22 protein-coding genes and 1 tRNA gene are annotated in these 18,880 nt (G+C 61.5%); 7 read left to right on the forward strand and 16 right to left on the reverse strand.

All coding sequences use genetic code 11. The features are described from left to right. Positions 1-20: 20 nt before the first annotated feature. Complete coding sequence (locus NKI64_RS20525) at positions 21-1,202, reverse strand: HlyD family secretion protein (protein ID WP_023681356.1); 1,182 nt, start codon at positions 1,200-1,202, stop codon at positions 21-23. 146 nt (positions 1,203-1,348) lie between these two features. Here NKI64_RS20525 and NKI64_RS20530 point away from each other — a divergent pair, with 146 nt between their 5' ends. Next, the gene (locus NKI64_RS20530) at positions 1,349-2,092 is read left to right on the forward strand and encodes a TetR/AcrR family transcriptional regulator (protein ID WP_023681357.1); all 744 of its coding nucleotides are present in this window, start codon (positions 1,349-1,351) and stop codon (positions 2,090-2,092) included. Between the two features lie 66 nt (positions 2,093-2,158). Here NKI64_RS20530 and yihA read toward each other — a convergent pair whose 3' ends face one another. The 6 genes from yihA to rpmH form a co-directional block, all read right to left on the reverse strand. Next, on the reverse strand, positions 2,159-2,818 hold the full coding sequence (yihA, locus tag NKI64_RS20535) for a ribosome biogenesis GTP-binding protein YihA/YsxC (protein ID WP_023673242.1): 660 nt from the start codon (positions 2,816-2,818) through the stop codon (positions 2,159-2,161). Continuing rightward, positions 2,815-3,453, reverse strand: coding sequence for a CatB-related O-acetyltransferase (locus NKI64_RS20540; RefSeq protein ID WP_023681358.1), 639 nt, complete (start codon positions 3,451-3,453; stop codon positions 2,815-2,817). Before NKI64_RS20540 ends, yihA begins: the two co-directional genes overlap by 4 nt. A 317-nt stretch (positions 3,454-3,770) precedes the next feature. Beyond that, positions 3,771-4,337 (reverse strand): fasciclin domain-containing protein, encoded by a 567-nt coding sequence (locus NKI64_RS20545; RefSeq protein ID WP_352519059.1) that lies wholly within the window; start codon positions 4,335-4,337, stop codon positions 3,771-3,773. Between the two features lie 345 nt (positions 4,338-4,682). Next, entirely contained in the window at positions 4,683-6,497 is a 1,815-nt protein-coding gene (gene yidC, locus NKI64_RS20550) for a membrane protein insertase YidC (protein WP_023736959.1), read from the reverse strand. 14 nt (positions 6,498-6,511) lie between these two features. After that, the gene (gene rnpA / locus NKI64_RS20555; protein WP_023736958.1) at positions 6,512-6,865 is read right to left on the reverse strand and encodes a ribonuclease P protein component; all 354 of its coding nucleotides are present in this window, start codon (positions 6,863-6,865) and stop codon (positions 6,512-6,514) included. 16 nt (positions 6,866-6,881) lie between these two features. After that, positions 6,882-7,016, reverse strand: a complete 135-nt coding sequence (gene rpmH / locus NKI64_RS20560) for a 50S ribosomal protein L34 (protein ID WP_008833937.1) — start codon at positions 7,014-7,016, stop codon at positions 6,882-6,884. A gap of 344 nt (positions 7,017-7,360) precedes the next feature. Between rpmH and NKI64_RS20565 the strand changes: the two genes are divergently transcribed. From NKI64_RS20565 to NKI64_RS20575, 3 genes are all read left to right on the forward strand, one after another. Further along, positions 7,361-8,893 carry an ATP-binding protein gene (locus NKI64_RS20565; RefSeq protein ID WP_023728827.1) on the forward strand — a complete coding sequence of 511 codons (1,533 nt, stop codon included), beginning with the start codon at positions 7,361-7,363 and terminating at the stop codon, positions 8,891-8,893. A gap of 195 nt (positions 8,894-9,088) precedes the next feature. After that, positions 9,089-9,165: transfer RNA gene (locus NKI64_RS20570), tRNA-Arg, on the forward strand. Positions 9,166-9,600: 435 nt separating this feature from the next. Further along, complete coding sequence (locus NKI64_RS20575; RefSeq protein WP_352669662.1) at positions 9,601-9,906, forward strand: hypothetical protein; 306 nt, start codon at positions 9,601-9,603, stop codon at positions 9,904-9,906. Between the two features lie 74 nt (positions 9,907-9,980). Here NKI64_RS20575 and NKI64_RS20580 read toward each other — a convergent pair whose 3' ends face one another. The 4 genes from NKI64_RS20580 to NKI64_RS20595 all read right to left on the reverse strand — a co-directional run bounded on the left by NKI64_RS20580 (position 9,981) and on the right by NKI64_RS20595 (position 12,914). Beyond that, entirely contained in the window at positions 9,981-10,928 is a 948-nt protein-coding gene (locus NKI64_RS20580) for a hypothetical protein (protein ID WP_352669665.1), read from the reverse strand. Positions 10,929-10,992: 64 nt separating this feature from the next. Continuing rightward, complete coding sequence (locus NKI64_RS20585) at positions 10,993-11,706, reverse strand: DUF4145 domain-containing protein (protein WP_352669668.1); 714 nt, start codon at positions 11,704-11,706, stop codon at positions 10,993-10,995. Further along, complete coding sequence (locus NKI64_RS20590; RefSeq protein ID WP_352669671.1) at positions 11,703-11,975, reverse strand: Arc family DNA-binding protein; 273 nt, start codon at positions 11,973-11,975, stop codon at positions 11,703-11,705. The genes NKI64_RS20585 and NKI64_RS20590 overlap by 4 nt, the downstream gene beginning before the upstream one ends. A gap of 396 nt (positions 11,976-12,371) precedes the next feature. Continuing rightward, positions 12,372-12,914 (reverse strand): autotransporter, encoded by a 543-nt coding sequence (locus NKI64_RS20595; protein ID WP_023828836.1) that lies wholly within the window; start codon positions 12,912-12,914, stop codon positions 12,372-12,374. 146 nt (positions 12,915-13,060) lie between these two features. Between NKI64_RS20595 and NKI64_RS20600 the strand changes: the two genes are divergently transcribed. After that, positions 13,061-13,789, forward strand: a complete 729-nt coding sequence (locus NKI64_RS20600; protein ID WP_023672267.1) for a GntR family transcriptional regulator — start codon at positions 13,061-13,063, stop codon at positions 13,787-13,789. Between the two features lie 30 nt (positions 13,790-13,819). Here the strand turns inward: NKI64_RS20600 and NKI64_RS20605 are convergent, their stop codons facing one another. Next, the gene (locus tag NKI64_RS20605; protein ID WP_023672268.1) at positions 13,820-14,710 is read right to left on the reverse strand and encodes a sigma-70 family RNA polymerase sigma factor; all 891 of its coding nucleotides are present in this window, start codon (positions 14,708-14,710) and stop codon (positions 13,820-13,822) included. Positions 14,711-14,742: 32 nt separating this feature from the next. Continuing rightward, a complete protein-coding gene (locus NKI64_RS20610) occupies positions 14,743-15,051 on the reverse strand; it encodes a hypothetical protein (RefSeq protein WP_023681378.1) in 309 nt (102 codons plus the stop codon). A 147-nt stretch (positions 15,052-15,198) separates the two neighbouring features. Here NKI64_RS20610 and NKI64_RS20615 point away from each other — a divergent pair, with 147 nt between their 5' ends. Both NKI64_RS20615 and NKI64_RS20620 read left to right on the forward strand, forming a co-directional pair. After that, positions 15,199-15,564: a VOC family protein gene (locus NKI64_RS20615; RefSeq protein WP_023672270.1), complete on the forward strand. Its 366-nt coding sequence runs from the start codon at positions 15,199-15,201 to the stop codon at positions 15,562-15,564. Between the two features lie 53 nt (positions 15,565-15,617). Then, positions 15,618-16,466, forward strand: a complete 849-nt coding sequence (locus NKI64_RS20620; protein ID WP_245261692.1) for an alpha/beta hydrolase — start codon at positions 15,618-15,620, stop codon at positions 16,464-16,466. An 85-nt stretch (positions 16,467-16,551) separates the two neighbouring features. Here NKI64_RS20620 and NKI64_RS20625 read toward each other — a convergent pair whose 3' ends face one another. From NKI64_RS20625 to NKI64_RS20635, 3 genes are all read right to left on the reverse strand, one after another. Beyond that, positions 16,552-17,538 (reverse strand): Gfo/Idh/MocA family protein, encoded by a 987-nt coding sequence (locus NKI64_RS20625; protein ID WP_023681380.1) that lies wholly within the window; start codon positions 17,536-17,538, stop codon positions 16,552-16,554. Positions 17,539-17,616: 78 nt separating this feature from the next. Continuing rightward, positions 17,617-18,192 (reverse strand): YceI family protein, encoded by a 576-nt coding sequence (locus NKI64_RS20630; RefSeq protein ID WP_023681381.1) that lies wholly within the window; start codon positions 18,190-18,192, stop codon positions 17,617-17,619. A 69-nt stretch (positions 18,193-18,261) separates the two neighbouring features. Beyond that, positions 18,262-18,840 (reverse strand): cytochrome b, encoded by a 579-nt coding sequence (locus NKI64_RS20635; RefSeq protein WP_023681382.1) that lies wholly within the window; start codon positions 18,838-18,840, stop codon positions 18,262-18,264. Positions 18,841-18,880 lie beyond the last annotated feature (40 nt).

Consider the following 18,880-nt stretch of genomic DNA (forward strand, 5'->3'; position numbering starts at 1 on the left):
GCGTTGCTCCCGGCTTTCGCTCAGTTCGTCGTAGCCGGAGCCGTGCGGCTGTCGACGGCGACGACGACGCTCAGGCCGGCGCGCAGCCTGCCTGCCTTCAGCACATCGGCCGGCACGTCGATGCGAACCGGGATGCGCTGCACCACCTTGGTGAAGTTGCCGGTGGCATTTTCCGGCGGCAGCAGCGAGAACACCGCACCCGAAGCCGGCGCCAGCGACGACACCGTGCCTTCGAAATCATGGCCGTCCGTGGCGTCGACCGAGACCCGCACCTTCTCACCGGGCACCAGCTTGGCCAGCTGCGTCTCCTTGAAGTTGGCAACGATGTAGAGCTTGTCCAGCGGCACCACGACGGCGAGCTTCTGGCCGGGGCTGACGAGGTCGCCCTGCTCGACCGAGCGGTTGCCGACGACGCCGTCATAAGGCGCCTTGAGCACGGTGAAGGACAGATCGCGCGCGGCCTTGTCGCGGTTCAGCCGCAGCGAAGCCAGCGTGCTGGCCGATTCGGCGCGCTGCGCTTCGAACACGCCGATATTGGCCTGTGCGGCTGCAATCTGCGCGTCGGCGCCGACGAGGGCTGCATTGGCCTGGTCGAGAGCGGTCTGGGCATCGTCCAGTTGCGCCTGTGTGCCGACATGCGTCTTGACCAGTTGCGCGGCGCGCTGCTGGGCGCGAGCGGCGTTGTCGGCTGCCGCCTGGTCGGCGACCTTCTGCGCCTGCGCCTGTTGCAGCGAAGCTTGCGCCGCCTTCGTCTGCGCGTCGATACGGTCGAGCGTCTTGGCCAGCGTGGCGATCTGCGCCTCCGCCTGGGCAACGGCTATTCTGTAGTCGCCGTCGTCGATCGTCAGCAGCGGATCGCCAGCCTTGACCTGCTGGTTCTCCGAGACCTTGACTTGATCGACATAGCCGGAAATCTTCGGCGAGACGAACGACATGTCGGCCTGGACATAGGCGTCGTCGGTCGAGATCAGGAACCGGCCGTCCGTCCAGTAATTATAGCCATACCAGGCGCCGGCGCTGAGCAGAGCGAGGCCGATGATCGGCAGCATGAACGAGCGAGCCGACCGCTTCTTCTTGGCCGGCACCTCGGCCAAAACTTCGGCGGCAGGCTTGATCGGCGCTTCCGGCGCTTCGATAGCCGGCGAGACCTTGGCGTTGGGAAAGGGGCGGACTTCGGCGGTGGTTGGCGTGTTCGAGGACATGATATCTCGCTACCGTAGCTACATAAGGAAAATGTGTTATACTGAACCGTTCGGTTCGATGCGAACGTTGACATAGCGCTAAAGCAGGCCCATATCAAGAGCAATCGAACCGCTCGGTTCGAATTATTTCGCGAGGTGTGACTTTAATGGCCGACACGTTACCCGACGTCGAAAATGATCCGTGCGATGTGCTGGATAGTGCGCGTCGCGGCCGCCCGGCGGCGGGCCAGGATCCGGTCAAGCGCAGCCAGATCATCGAAGGCGCGCGGCGCGTGTTCATCGACAAGGGCTTCGAAGCGGCGTCGATGAACGACATTACCCGCGAGGCCGGCGTCTCCAAGGGCACGATCTATGTCTACTTCGCCAACAAGGAAGAGCTGTTCGAGGCACTGATCGAGGAAGAGCGCGGCACCATCTTCAAGAACATGTACGACATGCTCGACCGCGCCGACGATCTGCGCCAGACGCTGGTGAAATTCGGCAAGGTGCTGTCGATGAAGATCACCTCGGCCAAGGTCATCCAGGCGCAACGCACCGTGATCGGCGCCTCCGACAGGATACCGGACATGGGCGCGCGGTTTTACGAACGTGGCCCCAAACGCGGCCACGACAAGGTGGTCAAGTTCCTCAATGCAGCCATCGAACGCGGCCTGCTCAAGATCGATGATGTCGATCTTGCCGCCTATCAATTCACCGAACTGTGCCTCGCCGGCCTGTTTCGCCAGTGCATCTTCGCCTACCGCACCAAGGCGCCGAGCCAGGATGAAATCGACCACATCGTGCGGTCGGGCGTCAGCCTGTTCCTGAAGTCCTACGGCACTGAAAAACTTGCCGAGGAAGAAAGCCACCAGATGATCGCGCTCGAGGCGAAGTCCAAGGCAAAGGCCTAGTTAGCCAAAGGTCTTTTTTCGCAACTCCGGACGGAAAACCGCTTCACACTTTTCCCGGAGTTGCTTTTAACCGCCATTGGCCGCCAGCACGATCGCCGCGCGCAGTTCGTCCAGACCCTCGCCCTTTTCCGACGACGTGGCGAGCACGAACGGAAACGCCGCCGGTCGCTTCTTGATCTTCAGTAATGTCTCTTCGATCAGCTGCGGCACGCCGGCGGCCTTGATCTTGTCGGTCTTGGTCAGCACGATCTGGTAGGACACCGCCGCCTTGTCGAGCAGCGACAGCACTTCGTCGTCCTTGGCTTTGATGCCATGGCGGGAATCGATCAGCACATAGACCCGCTTCAGCGTCACGCGGCCCTTGAGATAGTCGAAGACCAGCTTGGTCCAATCGTCCACCTTTTCCTTCGGCGCGCTGGCATAGCCGTAGCCCGGCATGTCGACCAGCGCCATTGGCGGCAAGTCGGTGCCTTCGCCGGAAAACCCGCCCGGCACGAAATAGTTGAGCTCCTGCGTGCGCCCCGGCGTGTTGGAGGTGCGCGCCAGCCCGTTATGGCCGACCAGCGCATTGATCAGCGACGACTTGCCGACATTGGAGCGGCCGGCAAAGGCGATCTCCGGCGGCCCCTCCGGCGGCAGGAACTTCATCGCCGGCACGCCGCGGATGAAGATCCACCCCTTGGTGAACAGGTCGGTTCCGATGACGGTGTTGCCCAGCGCGTTCAAATCGCTGCCTCCAGCCTGGAAATATCGGCGCCCCGAATGGCGTTGAGGTTGCGGCCGATCTTGTCCACCGGCCAGTTCCACCACGCCACGGAAAGCAGCCGCCTGACCGTCCTGTCGTCGAAACGCATCTTCACCACCTTTGCCGCATTGCCGGCGACGATCGCATAGGCCGGCACGTCATGCGTCACCACCGATTTCGCCGCCACGATGGCGCCATTGCCGACCGACACGCCGGGCATGATCACCGCATCCATGCCGATCCATACATCATTGCCGACCACCGTGTCGCCGCGCAGTTCCTGCGACCACGTCTTCGGGTCGAAGCCTTGCTCCCAGCCATGGCCGAAAATGTTGAACGGATAGGTGGAAAAGCCGGACATGGCATGGTTGGCGCCGTTCATGATGAAGCGCGCGCCCTCGGCGATGGCGCAGAACTTGCCGATGATCAGCTTGTCGCCGATGAAGGGATAATGATGCAGCACGCACCGCTCGGCGAATTTGTCCGGTCCGTCAGGATCGTCATAGTAGGTGAACTCGCCGATCTCGATATTCGGCGCGGTGACCAGGGGCTTGAGGAAGCCGACGCGGGTGTGCATCGGGATCGGGTGCTTGATGTCTGGGTTGGGTCCGTCCATGGCGAGATCCGTCGAGAGTGGCGCAAATTAAAGCCGCCATTCTAGATGGCGTGATCCGCCCTATAGCACCAATCGCCCGATGAGCGAGCCCTGCTGGGCTTCGATGTTCAGTTCGTGCCGCGGCAGATCACGATCAGGTCGACCGCAGCGCAGTCGCCTAAGGCGCCCTGAAACGAAAAACGGGGCCCTGCGAAGGACAAGCAGGACCCCGTGGTGGCGAAGACGGCTTCAAAAGAATGGCACCTCGCCGTGAGGTGGGGAAGGCAGACCGAGAAAGCCCGTCGCAGCCCGCCGTCATTCGCCGTTGCCTAAAACCGTTACTTCGGCAACAGCACCTTGTTGACGACGTGGATGACGCCGTTCGACTGGTTGACGTCGGCGACCGTTACCTTGGCGGCGCCGCCGGATTCGTCGACGATATAAAGCGCGCCTTTTTTTACCTCGGCGATCAGCGTGTCGCCGCTGACGGTCTTCATTTCATACTTGCCACCCATCGCCTTGGCCTTGGTCATCATATCCTTGGCGGAGATCTTGCCGGCCACGACATGGGCGGTCAGGATCTTGGCCAGCTTGTCCTTATTTTCGGGCTTCACCAGCGTGGCGACGGTGCCGGCCGGCAGTTTCTTGAAGGCGGAATCGGTCGGCGCAAACACCGTGAAGGGTCCCGCGCTTTCCAGCGTGTCGACCAGGCCGGCGGCCTTGACGGCGGCAACCAGCGTCTTGTGGATCGGCGAGTTGAGGGCGTTCTCGACGATGTTCTTCGAGGTCAGCATCGCAGCGCCGCCAACGGCGGGATTGGCGAGCGTATAGGCCGTCGTAGCTGCGAGGCCCGATAGAGCCAGGCCGGCGGAAAAGCAGAATGCCTTGAGGATGGACTTTGCCATTGGAGAACCCTTCTGGTGCGACAATTGTTGATTCGATTGTCGGGAAGAGTTACGCGGCGATTGCGGGAAAGTTTCGGTGCAGAGTAAAAAACGATAATGATAACAAATACTTAAAGGCGAATGCCCATTCCACGCGCCGCATCCCCGCGATGGACATGACGGGGTCACGGATCAAAAACAGCGGTCTTCGGATTAGAGCTGATCGGTGTTGATCGGCCTTGGCGGTACAAGCAGCAGCCACGCCGGTTGCACGCCGCAAGTTTCGCGCCTCACGGGAACGTGATGCGCGCCTCGTCCACAAAAACCCCGGACGAGCCGGGGCTTTGATTGCCGGAATAGCGCCTTCTATTCAGCCGGCGAGGGTTTCTTTCGGAACAATGCCGTCAGATTGTCCCATAATTCGATCTTGGCGCCCTGGCGCTTCATGATCACGCCTTGCTGCAGGATCGACAGCGTGTTGTTCCAGGCCCAGTAGATGACGAGGCCGGCCGGGAAGCTGCCCATCATGAAGGTGAAGATCACCGGCATCCAGGTAAAGATCTGCGCCTGCGTCGGATCCGGCGGCGTCGGGTTCATGCGCATCTGCAGGAACATGGTGATGCCCATGACCACCGCCCAGGCGCCCATATGGGGCAGGAAGGCCGGTGGCGCGAAGGGCAGCAGGCCGAACAGGTTGAAGACCGAGGTCGGATCGGGCGCCGCCAGATCCTGGACCCAGCCGAAGAACGGCGCGTGCCGCATCTCGATGGTGATGTAGAGCACCTTGTAGAGCGAGAAGAACACCGGGATCTGCAGCGCCACCGGCCAGCAGCCGGCGAGCGGATTGATCTTCTCGGTCTTGTACAGCTCCATCATCGCCTGTTGCTGCTTCATCTTGTCGTCCGCGTATTTCTCGCGGATCTCGAGCATCTTGGGCTGCACCTTCTTCATGTTCGCCATCGACGCATAGGATTTGTTGGCGAGCGGGAAGAAGAGGGTTTTGACGACCACCGTGGTGGCAAGGATGGCCAGGCCGAAATTGCCGAAGAATTTGTACAGCGTGTCGATCAGGTAGAACATCGGCTTGGTGATCCAGATGAACCATCCCCAATCGATCAGCCGGTCGAACAGCCTGATCTGGCGGTCCTGGGCGTAGGCGTTGATCTTGTTGACTTCCTTTGCGCCGGCGAAGATCTCGGTCTCGACCGTCGCCGACTGGCCGGCGGCAATGGTGATCGGGTCGGTGAGGAAGTCCGACTGGTAGCGCGGGCGGCCATTGTCGTAATAGGCATAGTGCGGCTGGAACGGCTGCTTCTCGGTCGGCACCAGGGTGACCGCCCAGTATTTGTCGGTGATGCCAAGCCAGCCATCGGTCGATTTGCTCGGCGTATAGAGCTTGTTCTTCTCGATGTCGGCGTATTTGTGCTCCTGCAGGCCTTCCGTGCCGGTGACGCCGATCAGGCCTTCATGCAGCACATAGGAACTGGCAATGGCTGGCTTGTCGAAACGAATGACGCGGCCGTAATTGGACAGCGTGACGGGGGCCGAGCCTGAATTCTGCACCGCATCGGAAACGGTGAACATGTAGTCGCCGTCGACGGAGATCGTGCGCTTGAAGGTCAGGCCCTTGTCGTTGGTGAAGGTCAGCGTCACCGGCGTCGCCGGCGTCAGCGTCGCAGTGCCGTCGACGCTCCAGACCGTTTCCGGGCCCGGCACCGTGCCGGTCGTGTCGCTGCCGACAAAGCCGATCTCGGCATAATAGCCGGTGGGCAGCGCCTGCGGATTGAGCAGCTGGATCTGCGGCGATGTCTTGTCGACCGTCTCGGTGTAGTGCTTGAGCTTTAGGTCGTCGAGGCGGGCGCCGGTGAGGTTGATCGAGCCCGACAGGCTCGGCGTGTCGATGTTGACGCGGGCCGTCTTGGCCACTTCCTGCGCGCGGCCTTCCGGCGTCGTGACATAGGTGCCGGGCGCGTTTGGAATGGCGCCGGGCGCTGCGGGCGCCGGCGTGCCGCCGGGGTTGGCGGCCTCGGCCGCCTTCTTCTGCTCCGCCGCCCGCTGCTCTTCGATGCGGGCCGCCTCGCGCTGCTGTTCGCTGCGCGGCAGCACATAGAAATATTGCCACAGCCCGAGGATCAGCACCGACAAGACGATGGTGATGTAGAAGTTCCGGTTGTTTTCCATCGAAAGCCCTTGGCCTATCGTGTTCCGCTGAGACGGCGGGAGAGTTCGGCCTTCAACTGGCCGAACGGAATGGTAAGCACGTCTTCACGCCCGACGATGACATAGTCATTGCCGGGCGCCATGTCACTTGCGGCATGGGTGCGCACGGCTTCTTTCAGCCGCCGCCTGACGCGGTTGCGCACAACCGCATTGCCGACCTTCTTGGTGACGGTGAAGCCGACGCGCGGCGGCAGGCCGTCTTTGCGGTCGAGAACTTCAACGAGAAAAAGCCGCCCGCGCCGCTTTTCACCGCGGCGGACGGCCAGGAATTCCGCACGTTTCAGAAGCCGCTTGGGGTTTGGTCCCACTGGCTTGCCGGTTGCGGGCAACGATCTCGTCTTCCGTTCAGGCGCTGAGCCGCTTGCGGCCGCGGTTGCGGCGAGCTGCGACGACGCCGCGACCACCCTTGGTGGCCATGCGAGCACGGAAACCGTGCCGGCGTTTGCGGACGAGTTTGGACGGTTGGTAGGTACGCTTCATTTGTTTTAATACCGCGGGGTGCGGCCCTTCTTGATTCTGTCACTGTGTAACAGGAGCTTTGCCGGGCCGGCATTGGCGCGATCGAAACCGCGCCGGGACGAATGGCCCGAGCGTGAGCGGCTTATAGAAAGAAGGGTTTTGGGAGTCAATCCAGCGCGAACGCCAGTTCGTCGCAGCGCGAACTGCCAGTTCGTCATGGCGCGACACCCCGTTCGTCGCAGCGCGAAAACCCAGTTCGAGGCGATCTTTATTGCTGGTACCATCGTCCAACGAAGGATGAAATTGGCAAAAAAGCCGCAATCACCTAATCTCAACCGATCAAGCGTTTGTGAAGACAGGCCTTAATGAGCGAAGTTGCATCAGCGGATGAAGGGAGCGGCCCGGCGACAGCCGATGCCAGCCCGGCGACCGTTCGCCCGGTTGCGAGCCGTTCGGTGCCCAATCGTTCAGTGCCCTTGGCGCGCGGCCTGTCGACCAAGCTGCTCTTGCTCACCATTGTCTTCGTGCTCCTGGCCGAAGTCCTCATTTTCCTGCCCTGGATCGCCAGCTACCGCCTGGCCTGGCTGAAGGAGCGGCTAAGCACCGCTGCCGCGGTGTCGATCGTGCTGGTGCAGGGCGAGCCCAATTCGCTCTCCCGCGCCGCCCAGAACGACGTGCTGATGGCAATCGGCGCCAAGGCGATCGCGGTGCGCGACGGCGGCGTATCGCGCCTGCTGGTGGTGGCCGAGATGCCGCCGCAGGTCGACGAGCATATCGACATCGCCAATGTCGGCATGATCAAGGGCATGACCGGGGCGCTGGATACGCTGTTCTTCGGCGGCAAGCGCATGCTGCGGGTGTTCGGCCCGGTCGGCGACAGCGACAAGGAATTCGAGCTGATCATGCCCGACTATTCCCTGCGCAACGCCATGCTGCGCTATTCGCGCAACGTCGCCTTCGTCTCGCTGCTGATCTCGCTGTTCACCGCAATGCTGGTCTATGCCGCGATCGACCTGATCATGATCGGCCCGATCCGCACCATGACGCGCTCGATGCTGTCCTTTTCCGAGGCGCCCGACGATCCAGGGCGCATCATCCACCCGGCCGCCCGTGCCGACGAGATCGGCGTTGCCGAGCGCGAACTGTCGCAGATGCAGGAACGGCTGCAAAAGATGCTGTCGGAGCAGAAGCATCTTGCCGATCTTGGCCTCGCCGTCTCCAAGATCAACCATGATATGCGCAACATCCTGGCCTCGGCGCAACTGATGTCGGACCGCCTGCGCCTGGTCAAGGACCCGACGGTGCAGGCCTTCGCGCCAAAGCTGTTGCGCGCGCTCGACCGCGCCGTCTCCTATTCCGAAGGCGTGCTCCACTATGGCCGCACGCAGGAGCCGGCGCCCTCACGCCGCCGCTTGCGGCTGCGCCAGCTGGTCGACGACGTCCACGGCCTGCTCGACATCGAGGACGGCATCGAATTCGTCAATGCCGTCGAGCTCGCCTTCGAGGTCGATGCCGATTCCGACCAGCTGTTTCGCGTGCTCACCAATCTCTGTCGCAACGCGGTCCAGGCGATGGCGGCCGACGCCGAGAGCGCGCTGGTGCGCCGGCTCGCCGTATCGGCCGAGCGCATAGGCAGCGTAAGCCGCATCATTGTCACCGACACCGGTCCCGGCCTGCCGGCGAAGGCTCGAGAAAACCTGTTCGCGGCGTTTCGCGGCTCGGCCCGCAGCGGCGGCACCGGCCTTGGCCTGGCCATCGCGCACGAACTGATCCGCGCCCATGGCGGCACGGTGGAGCTGGTCGAATCGATCGGCGGACGCACCACCTTCGCCGTCACCATCCCCGACCAGCCGGTCCGCCTCGACCAGGCCCGCAGCGGCCTGCGCCGCCCGGCCTGAGCTGTATTTGATATTCAGCCGAAGTCGGACTTAGCTGAATCTCAGCACACCTTGATCGGCACCGTCGAAAGCAGCTGCGAGAAAACTTTTGCCGGATTGGCTTGCTTTTCGGAAATTCAGTCGCTAGGGAACACGTCTTGTCGCGGCCGGTCGTCAGGATCGGTTAGCGGGGCTATGTAAAGCATGGCCTATTGCGCGCCCGTAGCTCAGCTGGATAGAGCACCAGACTACGAATCTGGGGGTCAGGAGTTCGAATCTCTTCGGGCGCGCCAAAGCAACCAACGAAATCAATACATTAAACGCCATAAAGCGACTACGCGCGGCTGACCCCAGATTCCGGATTTGTCAGGCACGACCCTGTCACACGCCAACGTCGAGTATTGGCAGCGGAGGATTCATCAGCAATGGAGCCATCGCGCCGTTGAACACCTCCGCGCCGTCACTGGCCATCAACGCCGCTGGGCGTAACGATGGACTGCTTGCCGACCGCATTGCCAGGCCGTCGACCGTGCGATGAAGTCCAATCCGCCGGACAGCTTCAAGCCGCGAAAGTTCGATCCTCGCTAATCAGGTATCGGACATGCGGCGGGCAGAGTCCCGGATAGTCCGACAGACGCCCATCTTGTTTCCTTAAATGCCGATGCCCACATATATCTGCCCCGTCCGGGGCCGAGGGAGTGGGCTATATTTCAGGGAAGGAGAACAACATGGGTGGCGCTAAGGCGGCGATGATGGAGCACGAAGAGAACGTAGCCATGGCTGCGTCTTATCTAGTGGAAATAGGAAGGCTGGAAAGCTGCGAAGGCCACGGAACAATCTACGGAGGAGCCGTTTGGGATTTGGAGGCCGATTTCTACAAGCAGGTGATGAGTGACCGGAACCGTGGCGACAACGGGCCGGTTCCATGGGCCGCCGCTATGAAAGCTCGCGAATACACTGATCTTCTTAAGGAGGCATACGAAAGCCATCCGGGGGAAGCATGTTTCTCCTGCGAGAAGAACATGGCCGACTAGTTGGCGTCCAAGAGCCTGAGGCACTGCTAGTCGGCGTCTCACGCTTACTTGTACGGAGCGAAACCATAGGTCGCTCAAGGGTTCCTTGGAGGCCCGCCGGTAAGCACTTCAAGCCGCTTCATAAGCATTCCTTCCAGCGCTGTGAGGTTCGTATAGTCGGGGCAGTTGTAAGCTGCGATGTCGAAGTGGATCGGTGTCCCGGCCTTTCGGTACATGATAACGCGCCGACCAAGCGCGTGAGCGTAACCGATCTCATAGTAAACGCTGGGTCTTTCGCCCGTGATGTCCGCAATCAGAAATTCAGCAGTTTTAATTTCATCTAGAATGCGCTGAGTGATGATTTCTTCATGCTCTATGTCATCGGCGCGAACTGCCTTAATACCAAATCGCCTAAAGCATTCCTTGATCTTATTACAAGCGTCTTCCAATTCCGGGTGTTCCTTGGAAATCCGCATTATTATGAACGCGGTATCTGGACGATAGCCCGCTGCTATCGCACCCGAACTAGTCAGCGGAATGTCCTTGCCTTCGGCTGGCCGTAGATCGGCAAGTTCCAATCGAGCAATCAGTGAATTGCACCACGAACTGAAGTGGCGCTTCGCCTCCGAAGGGTCGGCCATTCGCTCGCTTTCACGAGCTGCCTGAAGCCCTAGTACGGAGCCCTCATCATGCAGAACTTGAACATCCTCAAATTCAAAATCACGGAACCGCAGCGCGGAACGCATGCCTTTGAATGCGTGGCCCGCTTCGCGCTCATCCGCCTCGGTCAATAAAGGTGAGCGGCGAATGGTGGGCGCGGTTTGTTGCGCCAACCCGGCAAGGCGTGAAGCTATTAATTTGGCCTCGCTTTGCGCGTCTTCAGGCAACTTCACCCAATAATCAATGTGTTCATACGAATAACCGAAATCCTTGTCTTCTTTCCAACTGCCGTTGGACTTTAAATAACCACCAGCGCGGTCGAAAAATGACATTGCCTCAATGTGTATCTGATTGAGTTTTCCCAGTATCGAAATCTCGTCCATCTTGTTCCTGCGCCCCTCTCGCCTGTCGGTTAAGCTCACTACCACAAGCGCAACAATCGCGTTTTCAGCCCTTCCTATCCCGTGCCTCTATCGCAGCAAGCGCGTTTGGTGGAAGCGTGGCGTAGACCTCATCAACATGCTTCTGTTCGGAAATCGTTTTGTCCGCGATCAGGTTTAGAAGGCGGAAAAGGCTTTCCGCTGTTGCCCGATCATCACGATCGAAACTTCCCGGATGCACGGCGTTGTTTCCGATCACGCGCACGACGTCCAATGCCTTCTGAATGCGGCTATCCAGTCCCGCCTTCACGAGCGTGGCAATGTCGTCATTGATGTTCTTCCCCGGCTGGCCAAGCTCTTTGCATAGCTTTTGAATACACAGACGCACTAAAGCCGCCGCTCCACGCGGTGAAAGGTCTAGGATCGTGCTTGCTTCATTGTAGTCACGACGAATGTCTTCCGACAGGTCAGGATTTGGCAGAGGCGCGGGACCAGTGGATGGATGCGCAATGGTGTCACGGACCCAAACAGTGACTTCCTTGCACTCCATGCACTTAGATAGATGGATGTTGTGAACGGGAACCGCGCCATGCTCGGAACCGCCGGGGCTGATAACTACCCGGTCGGCAATGAGTCTGCTTACAAGAGTGTGGCTGCTTTCTGGCGTTTCCCCATCGGGAAACTCGGCCGCACCAACCCTGTACCAGTATTGCGTGGTGAGGACTTGGCAATGTGGGCAGTTGAAAGCGGTCGCTTTCCTTGACGGGGGGATGAACTTCATTTCGATTTTGCGCCCTTCTCTGGGCGGGCAAGTCGCTGCTCAAATTCCGCTATACGATCAGCGTTTGTAACTTCATGAGAGAGCCCAATGTGTAAGTACTTTCGCGTGGCGTGTGACCCGTTCTGATCGTGTTCGGCTTCCAACGCCCATTCCAGTCGCCGACCGATTTCCGCGTTCATGCTTCGCCGGTTCTCGGCCCCACGTGCTTGAACCTTAGCCTTCATGGTTTCGGGCAGGCGGATACGAAGGGGCGGCTCGGCTGTCGACATGGCTCAATATGGTCCACCGTGGACTCGACTGCAACCATGGACCATAGCGGCCCAATCTGGGGTCAAGAGTTCACATGCGGCTACAAAATTATGTACTCACGCGGCTACAAACGGGTGGGAGGCGGCTGCTCAGCGCCGGATGGGTGTGGCATCCGCTAAGTCTCGTGGTGTCCTTCGATATCGCGCAGGCCCTTGCCGATCCGAGTCACCTCGACAACGGTCAGGGCCTCCCCTCAACGTTCAACCCGGGATTGGCCGAGGAGAATTCGGCCTGCTGGCTCGATAATGCCGCAAAGCGGCCGCCGATGGCATTCGATCCCGCAACCCAAGCGGTTTGCAATCGTAAACGGCGACACCGTCACCCCTGATCGAGTTCGGCCAATCCGTACTCGGCAGTTAGGGCCCAATAGGCCTCGCCCCAGCCAGATACCGCTCATTGTCAAACGGCTCGGCGTGGGTGCTGTCCGGGCTCCACATGTGGCGGTGGGTCTCGGTAAGATTGCCGAGATAGACATGCAGGGCGCCTGAGCGGGCGTTGCCGGTGTTGGCGACCGCGTGCACAGTATCAGGGGTCATGTGCACCACCGCGGGCGCCGCGACGTCGTGGCGTTCCGGCGCATCGATCTCGCTGCCGTCGACGGGATAGATGAAGTTGGTCTCGCTGCCCTTGTAGATGCCGATCAGCGCATCCATCAGATGGTTGTGCGGCGGGTACTGCAGGCCGGGCGACAGCGTGATGTGGTAGATGGTCAAGTCAGGGCTGGCATGCAGCAGCACCTCATCGTCGTCTTCCTCATGCGCGAGCACGCCTGATGCATGGAAGCGGTCGGTGTGTTCGCGCAGCACCGCCTTGACCCGTTCGAAGGCATGAGCACCTTTGGCTGCGTTGACGATATCGGAGGTTACGGCGTAAAGAGGCGAGTTGGCGGCAAGAGGCATTTGTCGTCATCTCCATTGGGAAGCTCAACCAATACAACTGAGATGCTCAGGCTAGCGAATGCCGGCAGACCCGTCAACCGGATGGTCGAACGGGCAAGCAGACTACGCGGGCAGACCACGCGGGCAGACCAAACGGGCAGGCAGATATGGCTCTTCCGAAATCAGTGTCACCGTCCGCCGTCAAGGCGCCGTCGACCGCCGACATATTGCGCAGCGAGGAAGCTTATGAGCAGCTGAAGAGCGACATCGTCGCCTGCGTCCTGCAACCCGGCGAAAGCCTGACCGAAAAGCAGATCGGCGACCGCTACCAGATCAGGAAGGCGACGATCCGCTCGGCTTTGGCCCGCCTGACGCAGGAAGGGCTGATCAAGAGCGAGCCGCGCCGCGGTTATGTCATCGCACCGCTTAGCCTGCGCGACGTCAACGAGATCTTCGACCTCCGCAGCCTGATCGAACCGGAAGTGTTCCGGGTGGCCGCGGCAAACCTCACCGAACGCGGGCTCGACGACATCAGGCTGGCGGCGCAGAAGGTGCTGAAGCCGGAGACGCTGCGCAGCCATGTCGCCTTTCTGGCGGCCGACCGCGCCTTTCGCCTGGCCCTGGCTGAACTCTCCGGCAATCTGCGGCTGGTTCGCCTGCTCGACCAAACGCTCGACCAGTCGGAGCGTGTCCTCCATCTCGGCTTCAAATCGCGCGACTTCACGCAAGCGATCATCGGCCAGCAGAAGGAGTTGGTGCTTGCCTGCGAGCTGGCCGAAGTCTCGGCCATCGCAAAGCTTGCCCGCTCGCAGTGCCTGTCGCTCAAGAAGCAGGTGCTCGAGGCCTTGCTCGCCGGCTCCAAGCTGCAGGACGCCAATTTGCAAAGCTTCGCCTGAGGCGCGAAGTCCGCGCTCTCTGGCCGATGCTTACTCGTCGATGAAGCGGATGTCCGCATCGGCAAGGCAATAGGGCGCGTAGCGGAAATCGCGGATATGGCTGACCTTTCCATCCTGCCAGTCGACCAGCATGAAGCCGCGCACGGCGTCATCTCCCGTTTGCGGGTTGCGGATCAGGATGGCCGGCCTGCGGTCGACGAAGCCGAGCGACAGCGCCCAGTCCTGGACACGGTCGTAATTGCCGAAATAGTTGGAAACCTGCGCCTTGCCGCGCATGCGGGTGCGGTTGACGACTTCAAGCTGGATATCCTCGGCGATCAACGCGCGCACGGCGTCGAAGTCGCGCGCGTTGAACAGGTCGACATAGCGGCGCAGGCGCCGCTCGTCGTCGGCGTCGAGCTTTGGGGCAGGCGCCTGCTCGTCCTGTGACGCCAGCAGGCGCAGCTGCGACCGCCCGCGATGCAGCGCTGCCTTGGTCGCGGCCAGCGTCGCGCCGGACACTTCGCAGGTTTCGTGCAGGCTGAGGCCAAGCACGTCGACAAGGATCACGGCGCTGCGCTGCACTGTTGCCAGCTGCATGAAGCTTCGCAGGCTGGCGGCGGTGGCGAGCCTCGCATCGGCGCTTGCGGAGGGGTCTTCGATCGTCGTCATGTCGGTCTCGCTCATGCGCGCCTGCTCCCGCTGGCGCCGGCGCAGATGATCCTGCGCGGCATTGTGGGCTATGCGGAACAGCCATTGCTCCGGACGCCCAACGGTGGCGTCGCCGTCGATGGCCTGCAGTGCCTTGATCAGTGTCTCCTGGACGATGTCCTCGCCATCGATCACCGAGCCGGCCATGCGGGCGCAGTAGCGGTGCAGCTTCGGTCGCAAGGCGCCGAGCATCGCCTCCAGGGCAACGCGGTCGAGTTTTGCTGTGTTCATCCTGTCCGTTCCCAAAATGCCGGTCTTTGCATTCAAGCCGGCACGACCTCGCCGGCCAGCATACGATAATTGCCGACGATCTTTGCCGGCGATCTGGCAAGCGGCGTCGAGCGGCGCCCGGCATGATCGGCGCTGAAGGCCTTGAAGGCTGCGAGCCCCGTCAGGCCGTCGCCATCCTGGCTGACAAGATGGATGAACTCGCCATTCTCCAGTTCCAGGACGAGGTAGCGCACGGATTGCGGCTTCGTGTCGTCGAGTGCCTCGAACACCTGTGCAACCAGCATACGGTTCTCGGCGATGCTTTCGTCCTTCACGCCGTAGCGGATGAGATTGTAGCCCATTGTCGTCTCCTGTTTTTCAACTCTGCACAGAGAAGACGTTTCGCGGCCTCGAAAAGATTCGTCGCCCGGCGAATCTTTTCGATCGTCCGGATCGTCTTTCCCGTCGACGGCTGCGCGGCAGCCGTCCAGGAGCAGGAGAGACCCATCATGCACATCCAGTTTGCCGAATTGCCGGTGTTCGACCAGGACCGCGCCAAGGCCTTCTACACCGGACATCTTGCTTGCCAAGTGGCGGAGGACCAGCTGATGGGCGACAGCGGCTGGCGCTGGATCGAGCTGACATTTCCCGGCGCCGTCACCAATTTGCATTTCGTCAAACGCCCCGATGACACGCCGGGCACTGAGCCCGTGCTGGTGCTCGTTGATGGCGATGTCGAGGCAACGGTCGCGGGCCTGAAGGCGCGCGGCGTCGAAATCATCACCGAGCCGCAGGAAGCGCCTTGGCAGCCGGGCCGCACAGTCGCCGAATTCCGCGACAGCGAGGGCAACCGCATGGTTGTCGCCAGCAAATGATCGGACCCGGCGCAAAGCCGAACTTTGACATGAGAACAACAGGAGAGATGGACATGACCCCCCAAACGTCGACGCTGAAAGTACCGGGCGCCAGCCTCTATTATGAGATGCGCGGTTCCGGCCCCGTACTGTTGATAATCCCCGGCGGACCGCAGGACGCCGGCGTCTTCGCCGATGTCGCGGGCCACCTCGCCGACCGCTACACGGTGGTCGCCTATGATCCGCGCGGCAATTCGCGCAGCACCTTCGACGGAGAGCCGCAAGAGCAGGACCTCGATGTCCATGGCGACGATGCCGCGCGATTGATCGAGGCGCTTGGCGCCGGACCGGCCTATGTGTTCGGCACCAGCGGCGGCGCCCAGATCGGGCTCAACCTCGCCGCCCGCCATCCCGGCCGGGTTCGTGCACTGGTGGCGCATGAGCCGCCCAGCATGATGCTGCTCGACGACCCGTCGCCGTCACTGGCCGGCATGCGCGACCTGCACGACACCTATCGCAGCCAGGGTGTCGAGGCGGCGATGCAGAAATTCTTCAGCGAGAACAGCCTGTCGGAAGGGCCGGGTCAGGATGAAGCCGGGCCGCAGGACGGACCGCCTTCGTTCGAACCGTCGCCCGAGGAGGCCGAGACCTTTGCCAGGGTCAGCGGCAATTTCGAATACTGGCTGGCGCATGGCGTCATGCCGCTGTCGCTCTACCGTCCTGATATCGAGGCGCTGCGCGGCCGCCCGGTCGTGGTCGGCATCGGCGAAGAGTCCATCGGCCAGCCGATCGACGGCATGGGCAAGGCGCTGGCCGACGGGCTCGGCAGCAAGCGCGCCGCCTTCCCCGGCGACCACATGGGCTTTGCGCCCTATCCCGACCGCTTCGCCGAGACCTTGCACCTGACGCTCAGAGGCGCGTGAGATCGTCAGTTCAACAGGAAAGGAGCGTCCGCATGCACAATGCGGACGCCCTTCTCCCATGAAATTACCCGCTAAGATTGCTGTATCAGACGGCCTCCCAGCCTTCCTTGCCGCCGGCGCGGAAGATGGCGTCGATGACCTTCTGGTTGAGCACGGACTCCTCCAGCGTGAAGACACGCTCCTTGCCACCCTGTGCCGCCCTGGCAAACGTCTCGACCTCGCGCCGGTATTGCTGCGTGCCGGGAAAGCGGAACACCTGCGCCTCCGTATGGTTCTGGTTGTGCAATTCGATGCGGTGATGGTCGTAGAGCCCGGCATTGAACGGCGAGAACACCTCGATGAAACCCTTCTCGCCGTGGAACACCATCACCTGCCGCGCCGCCATCTGCGTCGACAGATAGAAGGACAGTTCGAAATCGCCGAAATCGGCGCGGATCGAGGAATAGATGTCGGTGCCGAATTTCTTGTCGCGCTCGATCGTCGCCTGCACGCGCAGTGGCTCCTTGCCGCTCGAAAACCGCGTCGACACCGTCGGATAGACGCCGATATCAGGCAGCGCGCCGCCGCCGAGATCGAGCTGGTTGCGCATGTTGGTGGGATCGACATTGTAATAGGAGAAGGCGCCCTGCACATGGCGCAGCCGGCCGATGGCGCCATCGGCGATGAGATCGCGCACCTTGATCCATTGCGGGTGGTAGATGACCATGAAGGCCTCGCAGACCAGCACCTTCTTCTGGTCGCGCAGCTTGATCAGCGGTGCGATATTCTTGGCGTCGAGCGCCAGCGGCTTTTCCACCAGCACATGCTTGCCCGCTTCGATGGCCTTGGCCGTCCACTCGACATGCTGCGAGGTCGGCAGCGGGATGTAGACGCCGTCGACGTCTTTCGAAGCGAGCAGCTCCTCATACGAACCAAAGGCATGCCTGGCGCCGAACCGCTCGCCCAGGGCCTCGGCCTTCGACAGGTCGCGGCTGGCGATCGCGGACAAAACGCCATTCTCGGCCTCGACGATTGCCGGCAACAATTGCTCGCGGCCGATCTTGGCCGTCGACAAAACACCCCATCGGAACATCAGGCTTCTCCTATCGATTTACAGGCGAGGAGGTTTGCCCGAAATTGCAGGAAAAGCCAATGCGGATCGCTGGTCCTGCTAGCCTCGCTTGCCCGTTAGCGTCATGTCGAAATTGACGATATTCGAATAGATCGGCGTGCCGACATCCATGCCGTACCGGGAGCGCAGCACCTTGCCGGTGACGTGGAATTTAATGACGCCGCCCTTCAGCCCGCCGAGCTCGGCAGTGAACTTTTCCGCAAACGTCTTGCCGCGCGCCGTCAGCCGGCCGCTGACCAGCGCCGTGGTGTCGCTGGTTCGGGTTACGCTGGTCGAGCGGAACTGGATTTCGGGGCTGTTGGCCACGTCGAACACCGCATCGGAGCGCAGGAAGGCGTCGATGCGGCCCTGGCCGGTGCCGACGCTTTCGGGATAGATGGTGAAGTTGACCGCGGAACGGCCGACATCGCTGTTGTCGATGCGGATGGAGCCCTTGAAGCGGCCAAAGGCGCCGTCGAGGCCGCCGCCACCGACCTTGCCGATGGAGAAGCGAATGCTGGAGCTGGCCGGGTTGACCGTGTAGCTGCCGGCGGCGTCGCCGAGGTCCACAGCGGCGGAGACAGGCATGGCAAGGCAAGCGGCAACAGCCGCCAATCCGAAGATGCGCGCATACATGGGTTTTGTCCTTACTGGGGCAGGCGAAGTGTTGCGCCCTCACTCCAATGAACGAATGCGCGGCGCGCGCTATTCCATGTCCTGATCTGACGAAGGCGTGATCATGCGCGTGAGCACGCTGTCGCGCAGCCAGAAATGATGCCGCAGCGCCGCCAGCGCATGCAGCGCAACCAAGGCAATGCCGGCATAGGCGAGATACCAGTGTGCTGCCGCCCAGAAGTTTTCCGCCGCATCGGACACGCCGAGCGGCAGGTTCGGCATCACGAAAAGGTTGAACGGCATGCTGGGGATCTCCAGCATCGACACCGAAACCAGTGCCCAGCCGGACAGCGGCACCGCGAGCTGGAAGCCATAAAGTGCCAGATGCGCCAGCGGCGCCGTCCGACGCTCCAGGCCTCCGACCGAGGCCGGCAAGGCCGGGGCCGCATTGCCGAGCCGCCAGGCAATGCGCAGGATGAGGAGGCCGAGCAGCAGGAAGCCGAAGGATTTGTGCAGCTGGATCAGCTCGAAGGCGGTGCGCTGGCTGGTCAACCGCACCATGATGAAGCCGAGCATGAACTGGCCGATGAACAGGATGCCGATCAGCCAGTGGAGGACGATCGCCGCCCAGCCGTAGCGGGTTGAGTTGTTGGTGATGAATGCCGGCATGGCTGGTGAACGAATGGCAGCTGGGCTTTCTTCCACCCTC

Source organism: Mesorhizobium sp. M0478 (genome assembly GCF_040321305.1).
In the GTDB taxonomy this organism is placed as follows: domain Bacteria; phylum Pseudomonadota; class Alphaproteobacteria; order Rhizobiales; family Rhizobiaceae; genus Mesorhizobium.